This window comes from Candidatus Foliamicus sp. (genome assembly GCF_965221325.1).
Classification (GTDB): domain Bacteria; phylum Pseudomonadota; class Gammaproteobacteria; order Steroidobacterales; family Foliamicaceae; genus Foliamicus.
In genome coordinates this window covers 1,530,891-1,554,645 of sequence record NZ_OZ244880.1, presented here as the reverse complement: position 1 = coordinate 1,554,645, position 23,755 = coordinate 1,530,891, and the positions used below count along the sequence as shown (strand labels likewise).

Annotated in this window: 25 protein-coding genes; 9 read left to right on the top strand and 16 right to left on the bottom strand. The window is 63.6% G+C overall.

Features of this window, described 5'->3' with window-relative positions; all coding sequences use genetic code 11:
* The first annotated feature begins 9 nt into the window (after positions 1-9).
* The 3 genes from aceE (at position 10) to lpdA (ending at position 5,549) form a co-directional block, all read left to right on the top strand.
* The gene (gene aceE / locus ACWCOO_RS06840; RefSeq protein ID WP_446830253.1) at positions 10-2,703 is read left to right on the top strand and encodes a pyruvate dehydrogenase (acetyl-transferring), homodimeric type; all 2,694 of its coding nucleotides are present in this window, start codon (positions 10-12) and stop codon (positions 2,701-2,703) included.
* Between the two features lie 84 nt (positions 2,704-2,787).
* A complete protein-coding gene (locus ACWCOO_RS06835) occupies positions 2,788-4,137 on the top strand; it encodes a 2-oxo acid dehydrogenase subunit E2 (protein ID WP_446830252.1) in 1,350 nt (449 codons plus the stop codon).
* An 8-nt stretch (positions 4,138-4,145) separates the two neighbouring features.
* Positions 4,146-5,549: a dihydrolipoyl dehydrogenase gene (gene lpdA, locus ACWCOO_RS06830; RefSeq protein ID WP_446832012.1), complete on the top strand. Its 1,404-nt coding sequence runs from the start codon at positions 4,146-4,148 to the stop codon at positions 5,547-5,549.
* Positions 5,550-5,586: 37 nt separating this feature from the next.
* Here lpdA and ACWCOO_RS06825 read toward each other — a convergent pair whose 3' ends face one another.
* The 4 genes from ACWCOO_RS06825 to ACWCOO_RS06810 all read right to left on the bottom strand — a co-directional run bounded on the left by ACWCOO_RS06825 (position 5,587) and on the right by ACWCOO_RS06810 (position 7,674).
* Complete coding sequence (locus ACWCOO_RS06825) at positions 5,587-5,967, bottom strand: hypothetical protein (protein WP_446830251.1); 381 nt, start codon at positions 5,965-5,967, stop codon at positions 5,587-5,589.
* On the bottom strand, positions 5,960-6,484 hold the full coding sequence (locus tag ACWCOO_RS06820) for an RNA polymerase sigma factor (RefSeq protein ID WP_446830250.1): 525 nt from the start codon (positions 6,482-6,484) through the stop codon (positions 5,960-5,962). Before ACWCOO_RS06820 ends, ACWCOO_RS06825 begins: the two co-directional genes overlap by 8 nt.
* An 18-nt stretch (positions 6,485-6,502) precedes the next feature.
* A complete protein-coding gene (locus ACWCOO_RS06815; RefSeq protein ID WP_446830249.1) occupies positions 6,503-6,901 on the bottom strand; it encodes a DUF6249 domain-containing protein in 399 nt (132 codons plus the stop codon).
* Positions 6,902-7,047: 146 nt separating this feature from the next.
* On the bottom strand, positions 7,048-7,674 hold the full coding sequence (locus tag ACWCOO_RS06810; protein ID WP_446830248.1) for an HvfX family Cu-binding RiPP maturation protein: 627 nt from the start codon (positions 7,672-7,674) through the stop codon (positions 7,048-7,050).
* A 127-nt stretch (positions 7,675-7,801) separates the two neighbouring features.
* On the opposite strand from ACWCOO_RS06810, the gene ACWCOO_RS06805 reads away from it, so the two are divergent.
* The 3 genes from ACWCOO_RS06805 to ACWCOO_RS06795 are packed head-to-tail and all read left to right on the top strand — an operon-like array spanning position 7,802 to position 9,569.
* Entirely contained in the window at positions 7,802-8,047 is a 246-nt protein-coding gene (locus tag ACWCOO_RS06805) for a DUF2191 domain-containing protein (RefSeq protein WP_446830247.1), read from the top strand.
* Positions 8,044-8,478, top strand: coding sequence for a type II toxin-antitoxin system VapC family toxin (locus ACWCOO_RS06800; RefSeq protein ID WP_446830246.1), 435 nt, complete (start codon positions 8,044-8,046; stop codon positions 8,476-8,478). Before ACWCOO_RS06805 ends, ACWCOO_RS06800 begins: the two co-directional genes overlap by 4 nt.
* A 23-nt stretch (positions 8,479-8,501) precedes the next feature.
* The gene (locus ACWCOO_RS06795) at positions 8,502-9,569 is read left to right on the top strand and encodes an NAD(P)/FAD-dependent oxidoreductase (RefSeq protein ID WP_446830245.1); all 1,068 of its coding nucleotides are present in this window, start codon (positions 8,502-8,504) and stop codon (positions 9,567-9,569) included.
* A gap of 22 nt (positions 9,570-9,591) precedes the next feature.
* On the opposite strand, the gene ACWCOO_RS06790 is transcribed toward ACWCOO_RS06795, so the two are convergent.
* The 9 genes from ACWCOO_RS06790 to ACWCOO_RS06750 form a co-directional block, all read right to left on the bottom strand.
* On the bottom strand, positions 9,592-10,350 hold the full coding sequence (locus tag ACWCOO_RS06790) for an HvfC family RiPP maturation protein (protein WP_446830244.1): 759 nt from the start codon (positions 10,348-10,350) through the stop codon (positions 9,592-9,594).
* A gap of 19 nt (positions 10,351-10,369) precedes the next feature.
* Complete coding sequence (locus ACWCOO_RS06785; RefSeq protein ID WP_446830243.1) at positions 10,370-11,221, bottom strand: HvfB family MNIO-type RiPP peptide maturase; 852 nt, start codon at positions 11,219-11,221, stop codon at positions 10,370-10,372.
* 134 nt (positions 11,222-11,355) lie between these two features.
* Positions 11,356-11,997 (bottom strand): endonuclease III, encoded by a 642-nt coding sequence (gene nth, locus ACWCOO_RS06780; RefSeq protein ID WP_446832011.1) that lies wholly within the window; start codon positions 11,995-11,997, stop codon positions 11,356-11,358.
* A complete protein-coding gene (locus ACWCOO_RS06775) occupies positions 11,994-12,581 on the bottom strand; it encodes a c-type cytochrome (RefSeq protein WP_446830242.1) in 588 nt (195 codons plus the stop codon). The genes nth and ACWCOO_RS06775 overlap by 4 nt, the downstream gene beginning before the upstream one ends.
* Before the next feature lie 17 nt (positions 12,582-12,598).
* Positions 12,599-13,465 (bottom strand): cytochrome c oxidase subunit 3, encoded by an 867-nt coding sequence (locus ACWCOO_RS06770; RefSeq protein WP_446830241.1) that lies wholly within the window; start codon positions 13,463-13,465, stop codon positions 12,599-12,601.
* Between the two features lie 10 nt (positions 13,466-13,475).
* Positions 13,476-14,015 carry a cytochrome c oxidase assembly protein gene (locus ACWCOO_RS06765; RefSeq protein WP_446830240.1) on the bottom strand — a complete coding sequence of 180 codons (540 nt, stop codon included), beginning with the start codon at positions 14,013-14,015 and terminating at the stop codon, positions 13,476-13,478.
* A 125-nt stretch (positions 14,016-14,140) separates the two neighbouring features.
* Positions 14,141-15,715 carry a cytochrome c oxidase subunit I gene (ctaD, locus tag ACWCOO_RS06760; RefSeq protein ID WP_446830239.1) on the bottom strand — a complete coding sequence of 525 codons (1,575 nt, stop codon included), beginning with the start codon at positions 15,713-15,715 and terminating at the stop codon, positions 14,141-14,143.
* A gap of 18 nt (positions 15,716-15,733) precedes the next feature.
* Positions 15,734-16,591: a cytochrome c oxidase subunit II gene (gene coxB, locus ACWCOO_RS06755; RefSeq protein WP_446830238.1), complete on the bottom strand. Its 858-nt coding sequence runs from the start codon at positions 16,589-16,591 to the stop codon at positions 15,734-15,736.
* A gap of 14 nt (positions 16,592-16,605) precedes the next feature.
* Positions 16,606-17,085 (bottom strand): DUF2244 domain-containing protein, encoded by a 480-nt coding sequence (locus ACWCOO_RS06750; protein ID WP_446830237.1) that lies wholly within the window; start codon positions 17,083-17,085, stop codon positions 16,606-16,608.
* A 164-nt stretch (positions 17,086-17,249) separates the two neighbouring features.
* Here ACWCOO_RS06750 and ACWCOO_RS06745 point away from each other — a divergent pair, with 164 nt between their 5' ends.
* On the top strand, positions 17,250-17,906 hold the full coding sequence (locus ACWCOO_RS06745) for a c-type cytochrome (RefSeq protein ID WP_446830236.1): 657 nt from the start codon (positions 17,250-17,252) through the stop codon (positions 17,904-17,906).
* Positions 17,907-17,949: 43 nt separating this feature from the next.
* On the opposite strand, the gene ACWCOO_RS06740 is transcribed toward ACWCOO_RS06745, so the two are convergent.
* Positions 17,950-18,357 (bottom strand): DUF6941 family protein, encoded by a 408-nt coding sequence (locus tag ACWCOO_RS06740; RefSeq protein ID WP_446830235.1) that lies wholly within the window; start codon positions 18,355-18,357, stop codon positions 17,950-17,952.
* A gap of 119 nt (positions 18,358-18,476) precedes the next feature.
* On the opposite strand from ACWCOO_RS06740, the gene ACWCOO_RS06735 reads away from it, so the two are divergent.
* A complete protein-coding gene (locus tag ACWCOO_RS06735; protein ID WP_446830234.1) occupies positions 18,477-19,247 on the top strand; it encodes a c-type cytochrome in 771 nt (256 codons plus the stop codon).
* Positions 19,248-19,298: 51 nt separating this feature from the next.
* Here ACWCOO_RS06735 and ACWCOO_RS06730 read toward each other — a convergent pair whose 3' ends face one another.
* Both ACWCOO_RS06730 and trxB read right to left on the bottom strand, forming a co-directional pair.
* Positions 19,299-20,459 (bottom strand): GNAT family N-acetyltransferase, encoded by a 1,161-nt coding sequence (locus ACWCOO_RS06730; protein ID WP_446830233.1) that lies wholly within the window; start codon positions 20,457-20,459, stop codon positions 19,299-19,301.
* Positions 20,460-20,484: 25 nt separating this feature from the next.
* The gene (gene trxB, locus ACWCOO_RS06725) at positions 20,485-21,444 is read right to left on the bottom strand and encodes a thioredoxin-disulfide reductase (RefSeq protein ID WP_446830232.1); all 960 of its coding nucleotides are present in this window, start codon (positions 21,442-21,444) and stop codon (positions 20,485-20,487) included.
* 58 nt (positions 21,445-21,502) lie between these two features.
* Between trxB and ACWCOO_RS06720 the strand changes: the two genes are divergently transcribed.
* Positions 21,503-23,725: a DNA translocase FtsK 4TM domain-containing protein gene (locus ACWCOO_RS06720; protein ID WP_446830231.1), complete on the top strand. Its 2,223-nt coding sequence runs from the start codon at positions 21,503-21,505 to the stop codon at positions 23,723-23,725.
* Positions 23,726-23,755 lie beyond the last annotated feature (30 nt).

Here is a 23,755-nt window from a genome sequence, read left to right as displayed (position 1 = left end):
GCTGATTTTATGCCAGACGACCCCGACGTACGAGCGCATCCCTTCCACGACGCCGACCCGCTGGAAACACGCGAATGGTTGGAGTCGATCGACTCCGTTCTGCGCGCGCAGGGGCCCGAGCGTGCCGCTTTCCTGCTCAATCGCATTACCGACCGCGCTCGCCGTTCCGGCGCGCACATGGCTTATGCCGCCAACACTGCTTACCTCAACACCATAGACCGCGCCGACCAGCCCGAATATCCCGGCGACGTGGCCATGGAACGGCGGATCGAGAACTACATCCGCTGGAATGCGATGGCCATGGTCGTGCATGCCAACCGCAAGAGCTCCGAATACGGCGGCCACATCGCTACCTACGCCTCGGCCGCGACGCTCTACGAAGTGGGTTTCAACCACTTCTGGCGCGCGCCCACCAAGGATAGCCGCGGCGATCTGGTCTATTTCCAGGGGCATTCCTCGCCGGGAATCTACGCCCGCGCCTACCTGGAGGGTCGTCTGAGCCGCGAACAACTGGCCGGATTCCGCCAGGAAGTCGGCGGCGGCGGTTTGTCCTCGTATCCGCATCCCTGGCTGATGCCGGACTTCTGGCAGTTCCCGACCGTCTCCATGGGCCTGGGCCCGATGATGGCTATCTTCCAGGCGCGCTTCATGCGCTACCTCGAACATCGCGGGCTGGCCGACATGGGCGGCCGGCGCGTCTGGTGCATGCTGGGTGACGGCGAGATGGACGAGCCCGAGTCGCTGGGCGCGATCACCGTGCCGGTGCGCGAACGCCTGGACAACCTGGTGTTCGTGGTCAACTGCAACCTGCAGCGGCTGGATGGCCCCGTGCGTGGCAACGGCAAGATCATCCAGGAACTGGAAGCAGCCTTCCTGGGCGCCGGCTGGAACGTGATCAAGGCGATCTGGGGCTCGCGCTGGGATCCGTTGCTGGCGCGCGACCGCAATGGCCTGCTGCGCCGGCGCATGGAGGAATGCGTGGACGGCGAGTACCAGAACTGCAAGGCGCTGGGCGGCGAATACACGCGCGAGAAATTCTTCGGCGCGATAGAGGGGTTGAAGGACCTGGTGGCCCACATGTCCACCGAAGACATCGAACTGCTCAACCGAGGCGGCCACGATCGCGTAAAAATATACGCCGCCTACGAGCGCGCCCTGCGCCAGAAAGGGCGGCCTACGGTGATTCTGGCCAAGACCGTGAAGGGTTTCGGCATGGGCGAGGGTGGCGAGAGCCGCATGACCGCGCACCAGGCCAAGAAACTCGACCTCGACGCGCTTAAAGAATTCCGCGACCGTTTCAATATCCCTGTCAGCGACGACGCCCTCAAGCGCGGCGAAATCCCGTTCCGCATGCCCGACGAGGACAGCGAGGAGATTCGCTACCTCAAGGAACGCCGCCGGCGGCTGGGCGGGTTCATGCCGCAACGGTGGACCAAGGCACAGCGTCTGAAGGCGCCTGCCTTGCGCGCATTCAAGTCGATTACGGCGGGCAGCGGCTCGCGGCAGATCTCCACCACCATGGCGCTGGTGCGTATTCTGCAGACGCTGGTGCGGGACAAGGAGCTCGGCAAGCACATCGTTCCCATCGTGCCGGACGAGGCCCGCACCTTCGGCATGGAGGGCATGTTCAAGCAGTTGGGAATCTATTCCTCGGTGGGTCAGCTCTACACGCCGCAGGATTCCGAGCAGTTGATGGCCTACTTCGAAGACCGCAAGGGACAGATTCTGGAAGAGGGTATCAACGAGGCCGGGTCGTTCTGTTCCTGGTTGGCCGCCGGGACTTCGTATACCAATCATGGCCTGCCGATGATCCCGTTCTACATCTTCTACTCGATGTTCGGATTTCAGCGCATAGGCGATTTCATCTGGGCGGGCGGCGATTCGCAATCGCGCGGGTTCCTGATCGGCGGCACCTCGGGGCGGACCACGCTGGCCGGTGAAGGTTTGCAACACCAGGATGGCCACAGCCACCTGGCAGCCGCCACGGTGCCGAATTGCCTGTCTTACGATCCCGCCTACGCCTACGAATTGGCGGTGATCATTCAGGACGGGTTGCGGCGCATGGCCGAGCGCCAGGAGAACGTCTTCTACTACATCACCACGATGAACGACAATTACCGGCAGCCGGCCATGCCGCGCGGCGCGCGCGAGGGCATTCTCAAGGGCATCTACCGTCTGCCCGCAGCAGACGAAGACTCCGAGACGGGCGAGCGGGTGCAGTTGTTCGGGTCCGGTGCCATTCTCAACGAAGTCTCTGCCGCCGCCGGCTTGTTGCGCGAGGATTTTGGCGTGCAGGCCGACGTATGGTCGGTTACCAGCTATAACCAGTTGCGCCGCGACGGGATGGCTTGCGAGCGCCATAACCGCCTAAACCCGAAGGCGCCGCCGCGCCGTTCGTTCCTGACCGAGGCGCTCGAAGGCGTAAACGGCCCATTCGTGGCCGCCAGCGACTACATGGCGGCCTTGCCCGATTCAATTCGGCAGTGGGTGCCGGGCAGCTTCTTGACGCTGGGTACTGACGGCTATGGGCGCAGCGATGCGCGCTCGGCATTGCGCAACCACTTCGAAGTGGATGCGCGCTACATTGCCGCCGCCGCTCTTTCGGCATTGGCGGCGGAAGGACGAATCGCGCCGGCGACAGTTACCGAAGCGATAGAGAAGTGGGAGATCGATCCCGAAAAGGCTGATCCGGTTACGCTGTGAAACACGAAGATAAGCGAAATAAGATTCAATTAAATCCCATAAGAGCGACATTGAGCGAAGTTAGCGAATACCACACGGCCCGTCATGGCTGAAGCCACTGCAGTTCGTGTGCCCGGCCTGGGCGAATTCACCGATGTGGAGGTGGTGGAGGTTGCAGTCGCGGCCGGGGATGAGGTCGCGGCCAACGACCCGCTGATTACGCTGGAGACCGACAAGGCGGCCATGGACGTGCCCTCGCCGGTCGATGGGCGAATCATTAGTCTCAAGGTGGCCGTTGGCGATCAGGTCAACGAAGGCGACGTTATCGCCGAACTTGAAGCATCGGCGGAACAGCCGGCGGAGGCCGGCGCTGCGCAGCCGGCTCCGACCGAGACGCCGTCGGCATCCGCTGCTGATGCGCCTGCGCAACCCGCAACCACCGCCCCTGTCGCTCCCACACCGGCTGCGGCCCAGCAACTGGCGTCGGCGGATGCAGGGGGACTGCCTCCGATCGACGAAGAGGGGTTTTCAAAGGCTCACGCCTCGCCGGCAGTGCGCAAGTTCGCGCGCGAATTGGGCGTGAACCTGGCCGCGGTTAAAGGCTCGGGGCTCAAGGGCCGCATACGCAAGGCCGACGTGAAAGCCTGGGTCAAGCTGGCCCTGGAACGCGGCGCGCCCGGTGCAGGCATGCCGCAGGTGCCGGAGTTGGATTTCGCGGCCCACGGCGAGATCGAGGTTGTGCCGCTGGGCCGTGTGCAAAAAATATCGGGTCCGCGACTCTGGGCGAGCTGGGTGAACCTCCCGCACGTTACCCAGCACGACGAGGCCGATATCACGGAGATTGAAGCGCGCCGCAAGGAAATGAAGCCGGAACTCGCTGCGGCAGGCATCCGGCTGACGTTCCTGGCCTTTGTGGCGCGCGCCACGGTACTCTGCCTTGAAGAATTTCCGGTGTTGAATTCCTCCCTGGTTGACGGCGGAGCTTCGCTGGCCTTGAAGAAGTTCGTGCACCTGGGCTTCGCGGCCGACACCGAACGCGGTCTGCTGGTGCCGGTCATTCGCGATGCCCACCAATTGGACGTCCGCGGGCTGGCGCAGGCCTTCCAGGAGCTCTCTGCCAAGGCCCGTGAGGGCAAACTCGCTCCCAGCGAGATGCAGGGCGGCTCGTTCACGATTTCGAGCCTGGGCGGCATAGGCGGCACGGCGTTTACGCCCATCATCAACGCTCCCGAGGTGGCGATCCTGGGGGTATCGAGAGCCCGCATGGCGCCGGTTTACCGCGCCGGCGAGTTCGAGCCCCGGCTGATGGCGCCGCTATCGCTGTCCTACGATCACCGGGTGATCGACGGCGCTACCGCCGTGCGTTTCACCACGCGCCTGGCGCAACTGCTTGCGGATGTGGACGGTCTGCTTGCAGCGCCCGACGGCGGCGCCGCGCAGGAGGACAGCGAGTGAAGACGCAATTGGCCGTACTGGGGTCGGGGCCCGGCGGCTACACGGCGGCTTTCCGAGCCGCCGACCTGGGCATGGAAGTGACGCTTGTCGAACGCTATCCAACCTTGGGCGGCGTGTGCCTGAACGTGGGTTGCATTCCGTCCAAGGCGCTGTTGCACCTGGCGCGCGTCATGGAAGAGGCCGAACATCTGGGCGAAGCCGGAATCGCGTATGCGCCGCCGCAAGTCGATCCGGCGGCATCGCGCGCCTGGGTGGAGAGCGTGGTGGGTCGGCTCACGGGCGGATTGGCCGGCATGGCCAAGCAGCGCAAGGTTACGGTTGTTGAAGGTGCTGGACGATTCGCGGGTCGTAACGAACTGACGATTCAAACGCCAGCGGGCGCCGAAATGCTTGAATTCGAGCAGTGCATCATCGCCGCCGGTTCGCAAAGCCGGCCTTTGCCCAACCTACCTGACGATCCGCGGATCATGGATTCCACCGGCGCGTTGTTGCTGGACGAAATTCCCAAGCGACTGCTGGTGATCGGCGGCGGGATCATCGGCCTGGAAATGGCTACCGTGTATGCCGCGCTGGGCAGCGAGATCACGGTGGTGGAAGCGCTGGACCGGCTCATGCCGGGTCCCGACGCCGACTTGCTCAAACCGCTGGAACGGCGCATCCGCAAGCGCTACGCGGCGATTCATACCGGCGTGATGGTGACGTCGGCGCAAGCGCGCGCCGACGGCATTGAGGTCGATTTCGAGGGCGACAAGGCGCCGGCTCCCGGCGTATTCGACCGCGTCCTGGTTGCCGTGGGCCGGGTGCCCAACGGCGGTTGGATCGCCGCGGAGCATGCTGGCGTAACGGTGGACGAGCGCGGTTTCATCCCCGCGGACAATCAGTTGCGCACCAATCAGCCACACATCTTTGCCATCGGCGACATCGTGGGTCACCCGATGCTGGCGCACAAGGCCACCCACGAGGGCAAGGTCGCCGCGGAGGCTGCCGCCGGCCTCAAGGTGGCCTTCGATGCGCGGGTAGTGCCCTCAGTGGCTTACACGGATCCCGAAGTGGCCTGGGTGGGCCTGACCGAGGCGGAAGCCAAGGAGCGGGGAGTCGATTACGGCAAGGGGGTGTTTCCCTGGGCCGCCAGCGGCCGCGCTATCTCCATGCAGCGCTCCGAAGGCATGACCAAACTACTGTTCGATGCCAGCGACGGGCGCGTCATAGGCGGCGGCATCGTGGGCATGAACGCCGGCGACCTGATTTCCGAAGTGGCGCACGCCATTGAAATGGGCGCCGAAGCCGAAGACCTGGCGCTCACGATCCATCCGCATCCTACGCTGTCTGAATCCGTCGGCATGGCCGCCGAAGCGTACCTGGGCGTGATCACAGACCTCTACCAGCCACCTCGCGCCACCAACAAGCAATAACGGTGCAACGTGGGCGTGGTTCGTGCGTTAACAGGGGTCAGTCCGCCAGCCAGCGGAGCAGCGGCACTATAGCGATGGCCAGCGCGGCCGTTACGAGGAATGTAACGGAGCGCACGGCCCTGCCCAGCAAGTCGGTTGCCGGGGAAATCGCCTGATCCAGTCCCCCGCTCAAGCTGTCCAGCACGTTCACGATTGTGCCGTGCCAGGCGGCCAGCAGGTCCCACGCGGCAGGCACGCCGAATATGCAGGCGATCAGCGTGGCGCTGCCCAGAATCCACCACCGCGTCCGCTCGTGCCGCCGGATTTGCCTGACGACACGCGCCACGAACTCTGCGTCCGTTTCCGGCGGCGCATCGGCATTGGCGAACAGCACCGCCAATTCGCGGTCGATACTGCTGTCGGCCTCAGGATCACGCATCGTGTTTCTCCCGTATCTTGTTGTTGGCGCGGTGGATCAGCGATTTGACTGTGCCCAGCGCCAAGCCCGTCAGTTCGCTAACCTCGCCATGCGAGTAGCCATAAGCATAATTCAATACCACCACCGCACGCTCGCGCGCGGAAAGAAGAGCCAGCGCTTGCTGTAGCACGATGGTGTTTTCTGGTCCGGACGCGCCCTCGTCCGGAGGAACATGCTCCGCCGCCAGCCGCTCCGCGAGCCGATTGCGCTTTTGCGCCGCCCGCCGGCTTTGCAGAAACTGGTTGTATGCGATCTTCATGAGCCAACCGGAAAAGCGGTCTGCATCCTTGAGGCTGGTCAAGCGAGTCCAAGCGCGCACGAAGGCTTCCTGCGCAAGATCGTCGGCCTCGGCGTGATCGCCGCACAAATGGCGGAGCCAGCCTCGTATCCGGGCCTGGTGCCGCGCGATCAACTCGCCGTAAGCCGCGTGATCGCCCAGCCGCGCCCGCAACACGAGCGGCCTGTCGTCTTGCCGCATGATGCGCGCTGCGCGGAACTACCCGTCGTGCCGGGATCGCAATACCCACAGCAGCGTTAGTCCCAAGCCGATGAGCAGTGGAATGGACCCGATGCCCGCCAGTGGCCCAAATGCGTCATCCTCTCCCACCAAGTAGCCGAACGCGCCGATGCCAAGGCCCACCGCTATCAGGACAACGCCGCGCCGCAGGTCCTGGTCTTTCTTCGGCTGAACCTTCGGGTCGCTGATCCGCTCCAGAAGCTCTGCCGGCACCTGAGCTCCTTTTTCAAGTGCGGTCCGCAAAGTGCTTTGGATGTCGCGGTCCCTCTTGAACTTGAAGAACATCCACGCTATCGGGATCATTGTGAGCAACACCAAGGGGCCGAAAACGAAGAATACGGCAGTGATCCCGATCACTCCACCCATGAACTCATCCATACAAGTCTCCTGCTTGCGATTGTTCAGACAGAATTAAGATGCTCTTTCGCGCCCGTTTGGATGCACGTCTTCCGCGCGTTCGTCGCGCCGGGTGGTATCGGGGCAGGGTCCTTACCGGCACCAATTCGGTAGGTCGGGTCCGCCGGCTATCGCCGCCACCGCTGCCAGACTTGGGCGATGTAGTGATCGAGGCTTGCGTAGCGCCCGCCGCCCAGATAGAAGAGGGCGAGCAGCATCACGAAGTAGGTCACGCCCAGCGCCACGCCGTTGTTCAGGATAACGATGCTGCCGAACTCCGTGAACCAGCCGGAATCGCCGTGCAGTGCCTCGCCCTGTTCCCGCAGGATGCTGCGCGCCTCCCCCAGGCGCTCGCGCGCCTCGGCGATGTCCTGACTCGGAAACGGGCTGCGCGGGTCGGCGGTGATCTGCCAGCCGTTGTTCCAGTGGACGGTGGTTACGGCCACGGCCATCACCGCCATGAGTGGAATGCAGGCCAGCCGCGTGGCCAATCCGAGCAGCAGCGCGGCGGCCCCGACGATTTCTGTGGCTGTGGCCAGATGAGCCATCAATTCAGGCAGCGGATAGCCCAGCCGGTCAAAATACCGCGCGGTGAACTCAAGGCCCCGGTCCGGGTGCCACTTGTTGGTCCCTGCCACCCAGAACACGGGCGCCAAGTACAGCCGCAGCGCCAACGGCGCCAAACAGTCCGCGCGCCGCAACCCCCGCATCGCCCTGCAACCCAAGCGCACGGCCTGCTCAATGAATTTCCTCATGGCGCCGCAGAATAGCACAGTGTTTTCGGCCAATCTCCTTGGATTGCCGCCGGCTCCGAGCAGGGTTGCAACCATCCATTCCGATCATTAGTATTGTTACCCATACACACAAATATGGGAACCCATATTGAAGACAACAATAGAAATATCGAACGAGTTGGCAAGGAAGGCCAAGGCACATGCAGCGCGTGAGAACATCACACTGCGCGCATTGATTGAACGTGGACTGCGCCTGGCTTTGCGTGCCGATCAACGCGCGAAGCCGTTCAAGCTGCGCGACGCCAGCGTTGCCGGCAAAGGGCTAAAGGCGCCATATAGCGATGCCGACTGGGTGCGCGTGCGCGAGACCATATATGAAGGCCGCGGCGGTTGATCGCGACTGACTCCAACATACTGGTGTATGCGCACCGGGCCGATTCCCCGTGGCATGATCGCGCCAGGGCCCAATTGGAGGTGCTAGCGCGCGGGCGCGTAAGCTGGGGATTGCCATGGCCGTGCATTCACGAGTTTCTGGCTATCGTCAGCCACCCGCGAATCTACGAGCCCGCATCAACGATCGTACAGGCCATCGACCAGGTTGATGCCTGGCTGGAATCTCCGGTGGCCGTGTTGCTGGGCGAGACCGGCGAGCATTGGAAAACGCTGGTCGATTTGCTGCAGCGCGGCAGAGCCGCGGGGCCCTTGGTCCACGATGCGCGGGTGGCTGCGATTTGCAGCGCCCACGGGGTGACGGAAATGTGGACGGCGGATCGTGATTTCAGCCGCTTTCCAGGTCTGGTGGTTCGCAATCCATTACAGCATTAGAGGCGGCGGGGCCGAATTAGAAGTTGAGCGCTTGCGACGTTGTTATCGTCGGCGCCGGTTTTGCCGGGCTGGCCTGCGCGCGCGAGGCCGCCCGAGCGGGCCTCAAGGTGGTGGTGCTGGAGAGGAAGACCCGCATGGAGTCGCCCATTCACACCACCGGCATTCTGGTCAAGGAGGCGCAGGAGGAATGGGCTGCTCCGGCGCACCTGGTGCGGGAGATTTCCAGGGTGCGCGTCTATGCGCCTAGCTTGCGCTCCGCGGCCCTCGAACGTTCGGGCTATTTCTTTCTCGCTACCGATACCGGGGGACTGTTGCGGTGGCTGATGGAGGAAACGCGCACTGTCGGCGCCGACGTTCATCTGGACAAGCCATTTGAAGGCGCAAAGCGGCAGGGGCGTCGCTGGATCATCGAGACGGCTGGCTTGGAATGCCGCTACCTCGTGGGCGCCGACGGCGCCCGTTCGCGAGTGGCGAAGTCGCTGGAACTCGACCGAAACTGCCGCTATCTCAAGGGCGTGGAATATGCGTTCGAGACCGCCGCCGGCGATGACCTCAGCCTGCACTGTTTTGTTGATGCCCGACGCGCGCCGGGCTACATCGGCTGGGTGCTGCCGGGCGTGGGCGTAATGCAGGTGGGTATGGCCCACCACTCCGCGCATGCCGCAGATTTTTCGGGATTCATCGAACGCATCGATTCGCTGTTCGGCCTTTCCGAGAGAGCAATCCTGGAAAAACGCGGCGGGATTATCCCGATAGGCGGCTTGCTGAACAGGTTCTCTCGAGAGGGCGCGATACTTATCGGCGACGCGGCTGGAATGGTGTCACCGCTAACGGCGGGCGGCATTCACCGCGCTTATCGTTACGGCCGGCTGGCCGGGGTGGCCATCGCCAGCCACCTGCGCGACGGCGGACCCGATCCCGGGAGGGTGATGCAGAAGCTCTACCCGCGGCGCGCCTGGCAGCATGCGGCGCGCTGGGCATTCGATCATCTTCCTGCCGGCGCAATAGTCGAGGGGCTGGTGCGCGCGCCGCCCGTGTTCAGAGCTATGGCGGGCAAGATCTTTTTTGATCGAATGAATTGGCGCGAATAGTCGCCCTGACGAAAACTCCCCGCTAGCGCTTAACGCCCAGCAACACGCCGGAACGGCGGAATCGCTCTAGCTGTTCCTTTCCCTGCCCGAACAATGCCGGGCGTGAATCCGCAGGCGCCTGCTGTAGCATGCCGTCCAGCAAGGCGCGGCCCGTTCGTTTGTTCTTGTTGTCGAGAATCAGCGCCAGGAGTCCTGCGCTGAGCACGCCGAGTTCCTGGGTCAGAACCCGGCCGGCGCGGTCGCGGCGCAGCAGCAGGCAAGTGGGAAGTTCGGGCGGTGCGTCATCAAGTTTGCCGTCCTTGCTCTTGTGAACGGGGTAGCGAAGCGTGAGCAGGCGCAGCAGCAATGACGGCGCCGGGATGCCCTCAAGCACGTCGCCTTCCGGATCAATCCGGGAATCCACCTGGGGGTCGGGCTGGCGTTGCAGGGTTCGCCTTTCCGTTTCGTAGAGGATCAGTTCGCTCAGCCAAGGGGGGTCTTGGGGCCGGTCGGCGCGTGCCCGCTCGTACCATGTCCGGAATTCGCCGGCCAAGCGCGGGAAATAGGGTGTTTCAGCCCGGTGTTCGCGCAGGAAATCCCGCACCAACTGCCCGAAACGCTTCTTGCCAAGCTGTTCGCGTGTCAGCGGCAGGCTCGCAGCCAGCAACCGGGACAGGTTGCCGAACACCAGCCGGCGGTAGATGCCGATGCGCCGGTCCTCGACTCCCTCCGGCGCCGAATGGGCGCGGGGGTCGCGCAGGTGCGCGGTCAACTGCCTCTGAACCTCCTGAAAGGCGTTCATGCTGCTTGCAGGGTAGAGGCTAAGCCGAAGCCCTATGGGGGCGTAATGGCGCCGCGCGTTGTATGCTCCGAATACGCGCAACCTCGGCAAGCAATTCGGGCAGAGGCGGCTGGTTGAAGTCGCGCTCCAGGACGGTGGGGCAGGGCCCGAGCCGCCTGTAAGCGTATTCCAGCAACGCCCAGACCTCGTCCTTAACGGCGGCTCCGTGGGTGTCGATGAGCAGGTCGGGCGCTTCGTCGTAGTGTCCGGCCATATGCATGTAGAGCACACGCTGCGCGGGCATCGCGTCCAGGAATGAACGCGGGTCGAAGCCGTGGTTCACGCTGTTGACGAACACGTTGTTGACATCCAGCAGCAGGCCGCAGTCGGCCTCCTCCAGCACCGCCAGCAGGAATTCCGGCTCGCTCATCTCCGCGCCCATGGAAGCGTAGTAGGACACGTTCTCCACGGCGATGCGCCGCCCCAGGATGTCCTGCACACGGCTTATCCTTTCCGCCACGTAGCGCACGGCCTCGCCAGTGAACGGGATCGGCAGCAGGTCGTAGAGTTGGCCCTCGTCGCTGGTATAGCTCAGGTGCTCGGAATAGAGCCGCACGTTGTAGTCATCCATCCAGGCGCCCACATCGCGCACCAGAGATTCGTCAAGCGGATGCGGCCCGCCGATTGATAGCGACAGGCCATGCGCAATGACCGGCCAGCGCTCGGCAAAGAACTTGAGCTGCCCGCCCAGCGCGCCGCCCACGCCAATCCAGTTTTCCGGAGCCAACTCGAAGAAGTCCACTTCCTGGGGCGGCTGCTGCCGCATGGGCTTCAGGTACGGACGGCGCAAACCCAGTCCGGCTCCGGCGATTCCATCAATTCCAGGAGTCATGGCGCAGTGGGTCTTGGGTATGTCCGGGGTGTGCGTTGTCGATGGAGCATGTAATGCAGCACTGAAGTAGCCCGGACTGTTGCGTTTTGATACCCGCGAGGCCGCGCGCTAGCGTTCCCGGCCAATTTGCGATTCTACTCCTTGGGGCGCAGGCGCTTGGGATACTCGCAGAGGTCCGCGATTACGCACTCTGCGCAGCGCGGCTTGCGCGCCTGACAGACGTAACGGCCGTGCAGAATAAGCCAGTGATGGGCGTCTTGGCGGTATTCGGCCGGGGTCAGGCGTGTCAGGCGTTTTTCCACCTCCAGCACCGTCTTGCCGGGCGCCAGACGGGTGCGGTTGGACAGCCGGAAAACATGCGTGTCCACGGCGATGACCGGCTCGCCGAAGGCGGTGTTGAGGATCACGTTGGCGGTTTTGCGGCCGACGCCGGGCAGCTCCTCCAGCGATTCCCGCTGGCGCGGCACCTGCCCGCCGTGCTTGTCGATCAGCATTCGGCAGCAGGCGATGAGGTTGGCTGCCTTGGCGTTGTATAGACCGATATGGCGGATGTGCTGGCGTAGCCGCGCTTCGCCCAGCGCCAGCAGCGTATCCGGGGTGTCGGCTTCGGCGAACAGCGTGGCGGTGGCCTTGTTCACGCTCACGTCGGTTGCCTGAGCCGACAACACCACGGCCACCAGCAACTCGAACGGTGAGCCGTAACGAAGCTCTGTGGTCGGACGCGGATTGGCCCGCCGCAGGCGCCTGTAGATTTCGGCTCGCTTGGCGGCGTTCAGCGCTTCGCAGTAACCAGTCCCGGCTGCTCCGCGTAGAACTGGACCAGCTCGTCCAGCTGCTCTTCGGTCAGCAGGTTGAGAAAGGCGTTCATGGAGATGTCGCTGCGCTCGCCGTCCAGGTACTGGCGGATGGTCTCGTGCATGTAGTCGGCATACTGACCGGCCAGGTGCGGGAATTCCGTGGTGATGCTTACGCCGTTCGCACCATGGCAGGATACGCAATAGATGCCGGCCTCGGGCGGCGTGACTTCCGTATCCGCCACGACGGTCGCCTCGTTTGCAAAGTAGGCGGCGATGTCCTGCAGATCCTGATCGCTGAGGTCGGCGGCCTGGGCGTGCATGCCGTCATGCTCGCGGTCGTCGCCCGCATAGCCCTGGAGCGCCTTGACGATGTAATTGGCGTTCTGGCCACCCAGCCGCGGTACGTGGTAGGGCGGATAGGTGGTCATGTTGCCTTCGATCCCGTGGCAGCCCAGGCAAGGATCGGCCAGAATTCTGCCGCGCTCCGGATCGCCTTCGGCCGCCAGTTGCGAGGACAGGGCTGCTGCCAGCAGGAAGGCCCCCGCATTCAGTTTGTTTCTCATGTTCGCTTTTCCTCTGCTCACAGTATGTATACAAAGACGAATAGGCACACCCAAACCACGTCCACAAAGTGCCAGTACCAGGACACTGCCTGGAAGCCGAAATGTTCGTTCGGCGTGAAATGGCCGCGCAGGATGCGGAACCAGGTTACGGTGAGCATGATTACGCCCAGGGTCACGTGCGCGCCGTGGAAGCCCGTGAGCATGAAGAACGTGGAGCCGTAGATGCCCGTGCTGAGCCTCAAGTCGAGGTCCTCGTAGGCGTGAACGTATTCGATCACCTGGCAATACAGGAATGCCGCGCCAAGCAGCACGGTGGCCAGGGTGCCGAGATTCAACAGCCGGCGATTGTTGTTCTTGAGCGCGTGGTGAGCGATGGTAATCGTGACGCTCGAGGTAAGCAGCAGCGCCGTGTTCAATAGCGGCAGGCCGCCCCAGCCCATGGCCGTGAACTCGCCGCCGATGCCCCCGGGGCCATTGGTGGGCCAATCGGCCTCGAATCCCGGCCACAGCACACTGTTGGTGGCCTCGCCCACGCCGTCGCCGCCCAGCCAGGGAACCGCCAGCGTACGAGCGTAGAACAGCGCGCCGAAGAACGCGAAGAAGAACATCACCTCCGAGAAGATGAACCATGCCATGCCCTGGCGGAACGAGCGATCAACCCAGCCGCTGTAGAGGCCGGCAATGTTCTCCCGGATCACGGCGCCGAGCCAGCCGAACATCATCACGGTCAGCCCAGCCAGTCCCAGCAGCAGAATGACCCTTCCCGCATCGGAGCCGTTCAACCACAGCGCGCCTCCGAGCGCCATCACGAACATCGCTGCCGAAGCCACGGCAGGCCAGGGGCTCTCATGCGGCACGTAGTAATTGGCCTTCGTTTCTGCCATCAATTCCTCCTCAACCGGGCTCCGCGGTAAACAGGGTGTAGGCCAGCGTCACGGTGTCCACGTGCGCCGGCAAGTCGGGATCAATCGTGAAGCGAACCGGGAGTTCGCGTTGCTCACCTGCCGCAAACGGCTGTTCCTCGAAACAGAAGCAGATCTGCTTGCTGACGTGGCTGACGGCCTCTATCGGCCGCACCGCCGGTCGCGTGACCGATATAACGTCGTGGTTCAGCAGATTGCGGGCGAAAAAACGAGTTTCGGCGGTCTTGCCTGGTGTGACTTCGATGCTCAGGTCGCCGGGCGCGAACTCCCAGGCTGCGGGGTTCGGGACGCTGGTCAGGAATTCCACTTTCACCCGGCGGTTCTCGTCGAACTCCGCCGCCTGCACCTGGCCCACAGGTGCGCTGGCCCGGCTCAGCCGTTCCGAATCCAGTCCGGTGATCTCGCAAAACACTTCGTATAGCGGCGCCAGCAGAAAGGCAAATGCGAACATGCCCGCCACTGCGCCGCCCAGCGTGAGGACCAGGCGCCGATTGCCATCAAACCACCTCATGTGCCGCTTCTCACCCACTGCATGAGGATGAAGCCGCCGTAGAACGCCATCGCCAGCAAAAGCAGCAGGGAGATATGCACGCGCTTGCGAACGTTGGGTTGCATGAATCGGGCCGTGTTAGGGCGCTAGACCTTGGGCGGCGTCTCGAAGGTGTGGTACGGCGCCGGCGAGGGCACGGTCCATTCCAGCCCCTGCGGCTCGTCCCAGACCTCTGTGCTGGCTTTCTGTCCGCCCTTGACGCACTTGACAAGCATCCAGACGAACAGCAACTGCGACAGGCCGAAACCGAACGCGCCGATGGTCGAGATCATATTGAACTCCGTGAACTGCACCGAGTAGTCCGGTATCCGCCGCGGCATGCTGGCCAAGCCCAGGAAATGCTGCGGGAAGAACAGGATGTTCACGAAGATGGTGGACAGCCAGAAGTGCCACTTGCCCAGCGTTTCGTCGTACATGTGGCCGGTCCACTTGGGCAGCCAGTAATAGACTCCGGCGATCACCGCGAAGATGGCGCCCGGCACCAGCACGTAGTGGAAATGCGCCACCACGAAATAGGTGTCGTGGTACTCGATGTCCGCCGGCACCAGGGCCAGCATGAGCCCCGAAAACCCGCCGATCGTGAACAGGATCACGAAGGCGATTGCGAACAGCATGGGGGTTTCGAAGCTGATCGAACCTCGCCAGACCGTGGCCAGCCAGTTGAATATCTTCACGCCGGTAGGCACTGCGATGAACATCGTCGAGATCATGAAGAACAGCATCCCCGCCTGCGGCATGCCGGTCGTGAACATGTGGTGCGCCCACACGATGTAGGACAGGAACGCGATCGCCGAAGTCGCGATCACCATGGAGGTGTAGCCGAACAGCGGCTTGCGCGAAAAGGTCGGGATGATCTGCGAAATGATGCCGAAAGCCGGCAGGATCAGGATATAGACCTCGGGATGGCCGAAGAACCAGAAGATGTGCTGGAACATCACCGGATCGCCGCCGCCGGCCGCCAGGAAGAAACTGGTGCCGAAGTAGCGGTCGGTGAGCAGCATGGTGATTGCGCCGGCCAGCACCGGCATGGCGCCGATCAGCAGGTAGGCGGTGATCAGCCAGGTCCAGACGAACAGCGGCATCTTCATGAAGCCCATGCCGGGCGCCCGCATGTTGGTGATGGTCACGATGATGTTGATCGCGCCCAGGATCGAAGACGCGCCCAGCAGGTGCAGGGAAAACACCACGAAGGGGAAGGCGTCGCCGGTTTGCAGGATCAGCGGCGGATAGAGCGTCCAGCCGCCTGCTGGTGCGCCGCCCGGCATGAACAGCGTCGCCAGCAGCAGCAGGAAGGCCGGCGGCAGAATCCAGAAGCTCCAGTTGTTCATGCGCGGAAGCGCCATGTCCGGAGCGCCCACCATCAGCGGGATCTGCCAGTTGGCCAGTCCCACGAAGGCCGGCATCAGCGCGCCGAAGATCATCACCAGCGCGTGCATGGTCGTCATCTGGTTGAAGAAATGCGGGTCCACCAGTTGCAGGCCCGGCTGGAACAGCTCGCTGCGGATGATCAGCGCCATGGTGCCGCCCACCAGGAACATGATCAGGCTGAACACCAGGTACAGCGTGCCTATGTCCTTGTGGTTGGTGGTGGTAAGCCACCGTCTGAGGCCCTTGGCGTGAGGGCCGTCGTGGTGTTCCTGTGCGTGTGTTGTGTCGCTCATGTGTCTCTTACCCCAGGTTTAGCGGGCGTTCGGGCCGCCCAGCGAGGCTGCTGTGTTCAAGATTTCCTTCGGCGCCTTGCCGGCCACCTGTGCGGCAGCCCATGCGTTGAATTCCTCTTCCTCGACGACTTCCACCACGATCGGCATGAAGCCGTGGCCGCGGCCGCACAGCTCCGCGCACTGACCGCGGAACACGCCCGTTTCCTCGGCCCGGAACCAGGTTTCGTTGATGGTGCCGGGCACTGCGTCGCGCTTGACGTACAGCTCCGGTATCCACCAGGCGTGGATTACGTCATTGGAGGTGAGTTGCAGCTTCACCTTGCTTCCAACGGGAACTACCATCGGGTTGTCCACGTCGCGCAGGTAGTGTTCGTGCAGTTCCACGCCGGCGCCCAGCACAGCGGCCGCCTTGCTTTCCTCGGTGATGTTGCTGAAGAAGCTGATGCCGTGGTCGGGGTATTCGTAGCGCCATTTCCATTGGTATCCGGTAACCACTATCCTGAGATCGGCCGACTGCGTGTCTTCCATTTCGATCAGTGTTCGTGCCGTGGGAATCGCGAGCCCGATGAGAATCAGCACCGGAATAACGGTCCAGATAACCTCCGCCTTGGTGCTGTGACTGAACTTGGCGGCTTGCGCGCCTTGCGACTTGCGGAACTTCACCAGCGAATAACCGAGCGCACCGAACACGATGACGCCAATCACGACGCAAATAATCAGCGCGGTATGGTGCAGAAAGCGGATATCGTTGCCCAGTTCCGTCGCGCTGGGAGGGAAGTCCAGAGCCCAATCCGCTATCGCTGGTCCCGCCGCGGCCAGCGCGGCTGTGGTTAGCGCCAGGATTGCCCAGCCGCTGCGTACCTTGCTCCAAATCATCAAACTGTCGCTCCTTACTTTTCCAGGAATGCCGGGGCGCGCGTCAATTCGCGCAAACGCCGACACAAAGATCGCCTCTCCGTCTCCGTGAGACAAGCGGCAAGTTCGCAGTATGCGCCGCTTGCGCCCAAAAAAAGGCGGCCAGGCATGGCAGGGGCCGGGCCCGGTTCTATCCAGGCTCGGGTCCAGGGCCGCGCGAATTCTACATGCTCCTGACGGCCTGCATAACCCCGCTGCACACTTACATGGCGGCGTCCGAACCGAATCACTTCGCGGTAGCGACCGCGGTGCACGCTAATGGCCAGCGCTGCGCCCAGCGCCAGCAATTCGAGGCCGGCAAACGGCAGGATCAGCCAGTAGCCCTTGAGCGCCCAGGCAGTGGCTACTGCAAGCACCGGCAGCGTCATTGCGCAGTAAAGGAAAATGGCGCCGCGCCCCGAGAAATTGCAGTTGGGGCGGATTACGATGCGAGGGGCAGGATCGCCGGTGCTCATCGCTTGGCAATTGTACCGCGAATAGCTACTAAAAGGACGAAGGATACGCACGCGAATGCGGGCCAGGACACCCGCTTGGGATAACCGTCAACGCTTTGCACGGGGGCGCGATTTTGGTAGAGTTCGCGCCTGTCCGAATTTGTGCTGCAACACGTCGTTTATCCATGAAAAGAGCATCCCTGCTATGTCTGCTGACCTGCCTCTTTCCCCTGCAGTCGATGGCCGCCGAGCCCGACCTGGAGCGCGGCCAGCAGTTGTATGTTCTCTGTGGCACCTGCCACGGCCCGGCGGGCGAGGGTAACGCGCTGCTCAATACGCCGGCCGCCGGCAAGCAGGATTCCTGGTACGTGGAGCGGCAACTCGTGAATTACCGTGCCAACCTGCGCGGCTACCTTGGACCGACGGAGGACGTTTACGGCTCCCAGATGAGGCAGTTTGCCCTCGCGCAAGTGCCGGATGCACAGTCGATCATCGACATTGCGGCTTACATGGAATCCATGGAACCCCCTGAGGCTCTGCCGATCACGGTGGATGGCGATCCAGAGGCGGGACGCGAGTTGTACGAGGCAAGCTGCATTGCTTGCCATGGCGAGAACGGCGAGGGATCTGCGCTGCTGGGAGCGCCGCGGCTCTCGAATCAGCACGACTGGTACCTGCTGCGGCAGATCAAGGATTTCCTGAGCGGCGCCCGCGGCCAGCCGCGCGACGACATTTTCGGCACCCAGATGCGCTACATGGCGCAACTGCTGGACACGGAACAAAAGCAGAACGACGTGATTGCCTACATCGCGACGTTCCAATTCACCGAGCAGCGCGACTAGCCACCGTTAACGCGAGCGGCATTCGCAATCAAAGGAATGCCGCCTAAGCCGCAGGGTTGTCCTGCGCCTTGCCCAGGTAGAGCGACGGGCCGTAGATCTGCGTATCGTTGATATCCAGCCGAATCCGGTAGCGTCCCGGCGCAGGAAACGTAACATCCTCCAGCGGCAGGTTGAGTTGGGTGCGTGGCGGCGCCGCCGAGCCGGGCGTTTCCTTCACTTCGCTGAATCCCTGAATCGTGAATACGGCCTTGTCGCCGGGATCAAGCAACTCGATGACAAACGGTACGCGGCCGCGCTCGCCGCCGTTCCAGCTCAACAGGCCGGCAAGCCTCATACGCGGCTGGCGGGCCGGGAAAGAGGGTGCGCGCAGCTCGTCGAAAATGCCGCGAATCTCGAGCTGGCCGCTGTCGTCGGAGCCGGCCCGGTGGCAGAAAAATAGCGTGCATTCCATGTGTGCAGTGTACCCACGATTGCGAATAAAATAAGCGCGCCGACCATGTGCGGCTGTTGTTTCGGTTCGTGTAATCGGATACCTTTCGCGCCGTTTTGCCAATGAAGCAGAGGAGCAGTATGAAGCGTTTTGCCTGTTTGATGATCAGCGCCGCCGCGATGGCCGCGGCGGGGAACGCGCTTGCCGCCGGAGACCCTGCGCGCGGCCAGGCCGAATTCGAAGTGTGCGCCGTGTGCCATGGCGAGCAGGGCGAGGGCTTCGAGAAGTACGGCGCTCCCAGGATCGGTGGCCAGGAGGACTGGTACATCATCACTTCCTTGAACAATTTCCGCGCCGGTTTGCGCGCCAAGGACAATTGCGATGTGGCGGATGTTGCCGGCACCTTCGAGCGGGCCAAGGCCACGGCGGCGGACTATGCCGAGATCGAGGCCGAACTGGCCAGCCATTTCGACGGCGTGCTGCCCGCGGGCGGCGACTGCAGCCAGCCCTCACCGGATGTTTACGGTCCGTTGATGCGCGCGGTTGCTCTGACCTTGGCGGACGACCAGGCCGTGGAGGATCTGGCCGCGTATGCCACTTCGCTTACGCCGCCAAATCCACCGGCAACGGTTGAGGGCGATGTCGCCGCCGGAACCATTGGTTACGCCACCTGCATCGCCTGCCATGGCGTGCAGGGCGAAGGCAATCAGGCGCTTAACGCGCCGGGCGTCGCTGGGCAGCACGACTGGTACACCGTGCGTCAGATGGAACACTACATCGCGGGTATCCGCGGAACTGACCCGCGCAATATCTTCGATACGCAGATGCGGCCCATGGCCATGGTTCTGCCCACGCCCGAGGCGATCAGGAACGTAGCGGCCTACATCAACACCTTCACCGCAGGCGAATAATACGCCTGCATATATTGCTGCGCCGGGTCGGCCACGGCTGCCCAGCCCGGTTCAGGATGCCGCGTTTTCGGCGTCTCCGCGCTTGAATGGCGTGTGCTCGCCGGCGATTTCCGCATAGCGCAGCACCTGCTTGCGCTCCTCGGCCAGGTAGCCGGCAAGCGCGTCGACAAACCCCGCGTGGCGCACCCAGTGCGCCGAGAACGAGGTCTGCGGCTCGAATCCACGGGCCAGCTTGTGTTCTCCCTGAACGCCGGGGTCGAACAGCCGCAGCCCCTGGCGCAGGCAGTATTCGATGCCTTGGTAGTAGCAGGTCTCGAAATGCAGGCTGTGGTAGTAGCCCGCGCTGCCCCAGTAGCGGCCGTATAGCGCCTCGTCGCTCTGAAAGCAGATCGCCAACGCGATGGCCTCGTCGTCGCGCCGCGCCACGAATAGCACGATCGATTCCGGCATTGAGCGCGTTACGCGCGCGAAGAAATCGCCGTTTAGGTACGGGTGCTGGCCGCGTTTGAGGTAACTGGCGGCGTAGAGCGGGTAGAGGCTTTCCCAAACGCTCGGCGAGAGGTCTTCTCCCTGCAGGGTCTCGAAGCGGATACCCGCTTCCCGCACGCGCCGCCGTTCGCGGTTGACTTTCTTGCGCTTGGCCGAGCTGAACGCATCCAGGAAATCCGCAAAGTCGCGGTAGCCCTGGTTCGTCCAGTGAAACTGGCAGTCGGTGCGCAACATCATGCCTTTGCCTTCCATCCATTTCGCGTCTTCGCGCGCCGGGAACAGGCAGTGCAGCGAGCTGGCGCCCAGCCGTTCGACCAGTTCGACGGCGCCGGACAGCAGCAGCGCGCGGGACTCATCCGGCGGATGCGAACTGCCGGTCACCAGAAAGCGCGGTCCGGCGACCGGCGTGAAGGGCACCGCGCTCAGCAATTTCGGGTAGTAGGCATGGCCGGCGCGCTGGTAGGCGGACGCCCACGCCCAGTCGAACACGAACTCGCCGCGCGAATGACTCTTCACGTAGAGAGGCATGGCGGCTACCGGCTTGTCTCCGCCATTCAGGAGCATGAGGTGGCAGGGCTGCCAGCCGGTTGCCGCGGCGGCGCAGCCGGATGCCTCCAGGGCGTGTATGAATTCGTGCCTCAGGAACGGATGCGAGGCGCCGGCGAGCGCGTTCCAGTCGTCGGCCGAAGCTTCCGAGATAGCGTCCAGGACCCTGATGCGCAAGACGGGAGGGCAACGCCTGTCGGCGTCAGAGTGGATTGGCGTCGCAGAACTTCTCCGCGTCCAGCGCGGCCATGCAGCCCGTGCCGGCAGAAGTGATTGCCTGACGGTAGATGGAATCGGCCACATCGCCCGCGGCGAACACGCCCGGAATGCTGGTGGCCGTGGCTTCGCCGGAGTCGCCGCCCCGCACCGAGAGGTAACCGTTCTTGTGAGCCAACGTGTCCACGAACAGTTTGGTATTGGGATCGTGGCCGATGGCGATGAACACGCCATCCACCGGCAGCTCTTCCACCACGCCCGCTTGCTCAGTGCTTCGGATGCGCAGCCCCGTGACCTGGTTGCCGTCGCCCTGCACCTCTTCCAGCACCCGGTTCCAGCGGATTTCTATGGGCCCGTCCGGCCCGGCGCGCTCTATGAGTTGCTGCTGCATCATCTTCTCGGCGCGCAGCGCATCGCGGCGGTGGATCAACGTGACCTTCGAGCAGATATTCGAGAGGTAGAGCGCCTCTTCCACGGCGGTGTTGCCGCCGCCGACCACGGCCACCGGCCGGTCTCTGAAGAAGAATCCGTCGCAGGTGGCGCAGGCGGATACGCCCTTGCCCAGGTAGTTCTGTTCGCTCTCCAGGCCCAGGTAGCGTGCCGTGGCGCCGGTGGCGATGATCAGCGATTCGGTCCGGTAATCCGCCAGCCCCCCTTTCAGCGTGAACGGCCGCCGGGACAGGTCCGCTTGTTCAATGTGATCGTGCACCACCTCGGTTCCAAGACGCTCGGCGTGCTGTCGCAATTCCTCCATGAGCTGCGGTCCCAGAAGCCCCTCGCGGCCGCCGGGCCAGTTGTCCACGTCGGTGGTGGTCATCAATTGTCCGCCTAGTTCGCTGCCCGTGATGAGCACCGGCGACATGTTGGCGCGCGCGCCGTACACGGCCGCCGAATAGCCGGCCGGACCGGAGCCGAGAATCAGGAGTCGGGCGACCGCATTGGGCACGCGCGCAAGTTTATCCGGGTTTGTATTCGCTCGGCAGCCGAATAACATTAGTCAGGCCATGAAAGGCAAGGAAAAAAGCTGGGTAGAGCGCGGTTTGCGCGAGGGCGCGCTTTGGCTCTGCCTGGCGCTGGGTTTGCTCATGTTTGCGGCACTGCTCAGCCATGTTCCGGACGCCGCGGCGCTGGGCCTGGCGGGGTCGAACCTGATTGGCGCGGCGGGCGCGGCATTCGCGCTGCTCGCGTTCCTGGTGGCCGGTCAGGCTGCGTATCTGTTCCCCGCCGCCATCATGGCATTCAGCGCCTGGTACCTGGCGCCCGTGAAAGCGCACGAAAACTGGTCGTGGCCGGATGCCGGCGTTCGCGCTGCCGGCGCGCTGGTAGTGGTGGTGTGCGGCTGCGGTCTGCTCGATATGTCGGTGCGGGTCAGCAAGGGGGGCGGGTTGATAGGCGCTTGGCTGGCCGAGTTCCTGACGCCGTTGTTGGGCAGTATGGGCGGCGTAGTGGTATTGCTGGCGCTCACGATGGCCGGCGTTACGCTGGTGACGAGCCTGTCCTGGCTGGCGCTGGCGCAGGCTGTCGGCCGCTTGACGCTGAAAGGGTGCGCACTGGCTTGGAGGAGCGCGCAGTGGGGATTCGGTGAGCTGCGACGCGTTCGTCTGCGGTCTGCCGCGGTGGGCGCTGGCAGCGCCAGAAGACGGCGCGCGCGAATCGTCAAGCCGGAAAGGCGTCGCGTACTCAAGGGGTCGGCGCCGAGCGAGGTGTCTCCCAGGCTCCCCGCCAGCGCGCGCAAGGCGCCCGATTCGATAACCGCAGCAAGCTTGCCGCCGCTGACCCTGCTATCCGATCCACCGCCGGCAACCGCCCGCGAGTCCGACCAGTTTCTGCGCGGTCAGGCTGATCGCCTGGAGGAGAAACTGCGGGAGTTCGGCGTGGGCGCGCAAGTGGTGGGCGTATCTCCCGGCCCCGTTGTGACATTATTCGAAGTGCAGCCGGCGGCGGGTGTGCGCGCCAGCCGGATCACCAGTCTGGCCAGCGACCTGGCGCGCTCGCTGATGGCTTATAGCGTACGCGTGGTCGAGTCCATGCCGGGGAAATCCACGGTCGGGCTGGAGATAGCCAATCGCGAAAGGATGCTGGTTTCGCTGGGCGAGATTCTGCGCTCGCGCACCTACGAACAGGCCCAATCCGTGCTTACGCTGGGCCTGGGCAAGGACATTGCAGGCGAACCGGTGGTGGCCGACTTGCACAAGATGCCGCACCTGCTGGTGGCGGGCGCCACTGGATCGGGCAAGTCGGTGGCGATTAACGCCATGGTTTTGAGTCTGCTCTACAAGGCCACGCCGGAGTCGGTGCGGCTGATCATGATCGACCCCAAGATGCTTGAATTATCGGTGTACGAGGGCATTCCGCACCTGTTGTGTCCCGTGGTGACCGATGTCAGCCAGGCCGCCAACGCGCTGCGCTGGTGTGTGGCCGAAATGGATCGCCGTTACCGCCTGATGTCCTGGGTCAAGACGCGCAGCGTGGACGGCTTTAACAGGCGACTGGAAATCGCCCGCGAGAGCGGCGAACCGCTGCGTGGTCCTCCTGAGGGCGACGATGAGGAGCCGGGCCCAGAGCTGGAGCCATTGCCGCGCATCGTGGTGGTGATCGACGAGCTGGCCGACCTGATGATGGTGGTGGGCAAGAAGCTCGAAACCTTGATTGCGCGACTCACGCAGAAAGCGCGCGCCGCCGGACTGCACTTGATCGTGGCCACGCAGCGCCCGTCGGTGGACGTGATAACCGGCCTGATCAAAGCCAATATTCCGGCCCGAATCGCGTTTCGCGTGGCGTCGCAGGTCGATTCGCGCACTATCCTCGACCAGGTCGGCGCCGAGACGCTGCTGGGCAAGGGTGACATGCTGTTTCTTCCGCCCGGTTCCAGCGACCTGCTGCGCGTACATGGCGCCTTCGTCGAGGATGGCGAGGTGCTGAAGGTGGTGGAATCGCTGAAGCGCAGTGGCGGACCAAGCTACGACGAGCAGGTCACGCAGGGCCCCGCAGATGCGCAAGCAATCGAAGGCGCTGACGGCGAGGACAGCGAAACGGACGAACTCTACGCCCAAGCCCGCGAAATTGTTGTCGAGAGCGGACGGGCGTCGATCTCTTACGTGCAGCGCCGCCTGCGCGTGGGATACAACCGCGCGGCGCGGCTGATCGAGGAACTGGAGCGCGCCGGCGTGGTGTCCGAACCGGACGGACGCGGCGAACGTCGGGTAGTGGCCGGCGCAGGCGAATAATGAGCGTGGCGCCTGGGTCTTGCCGCGCTC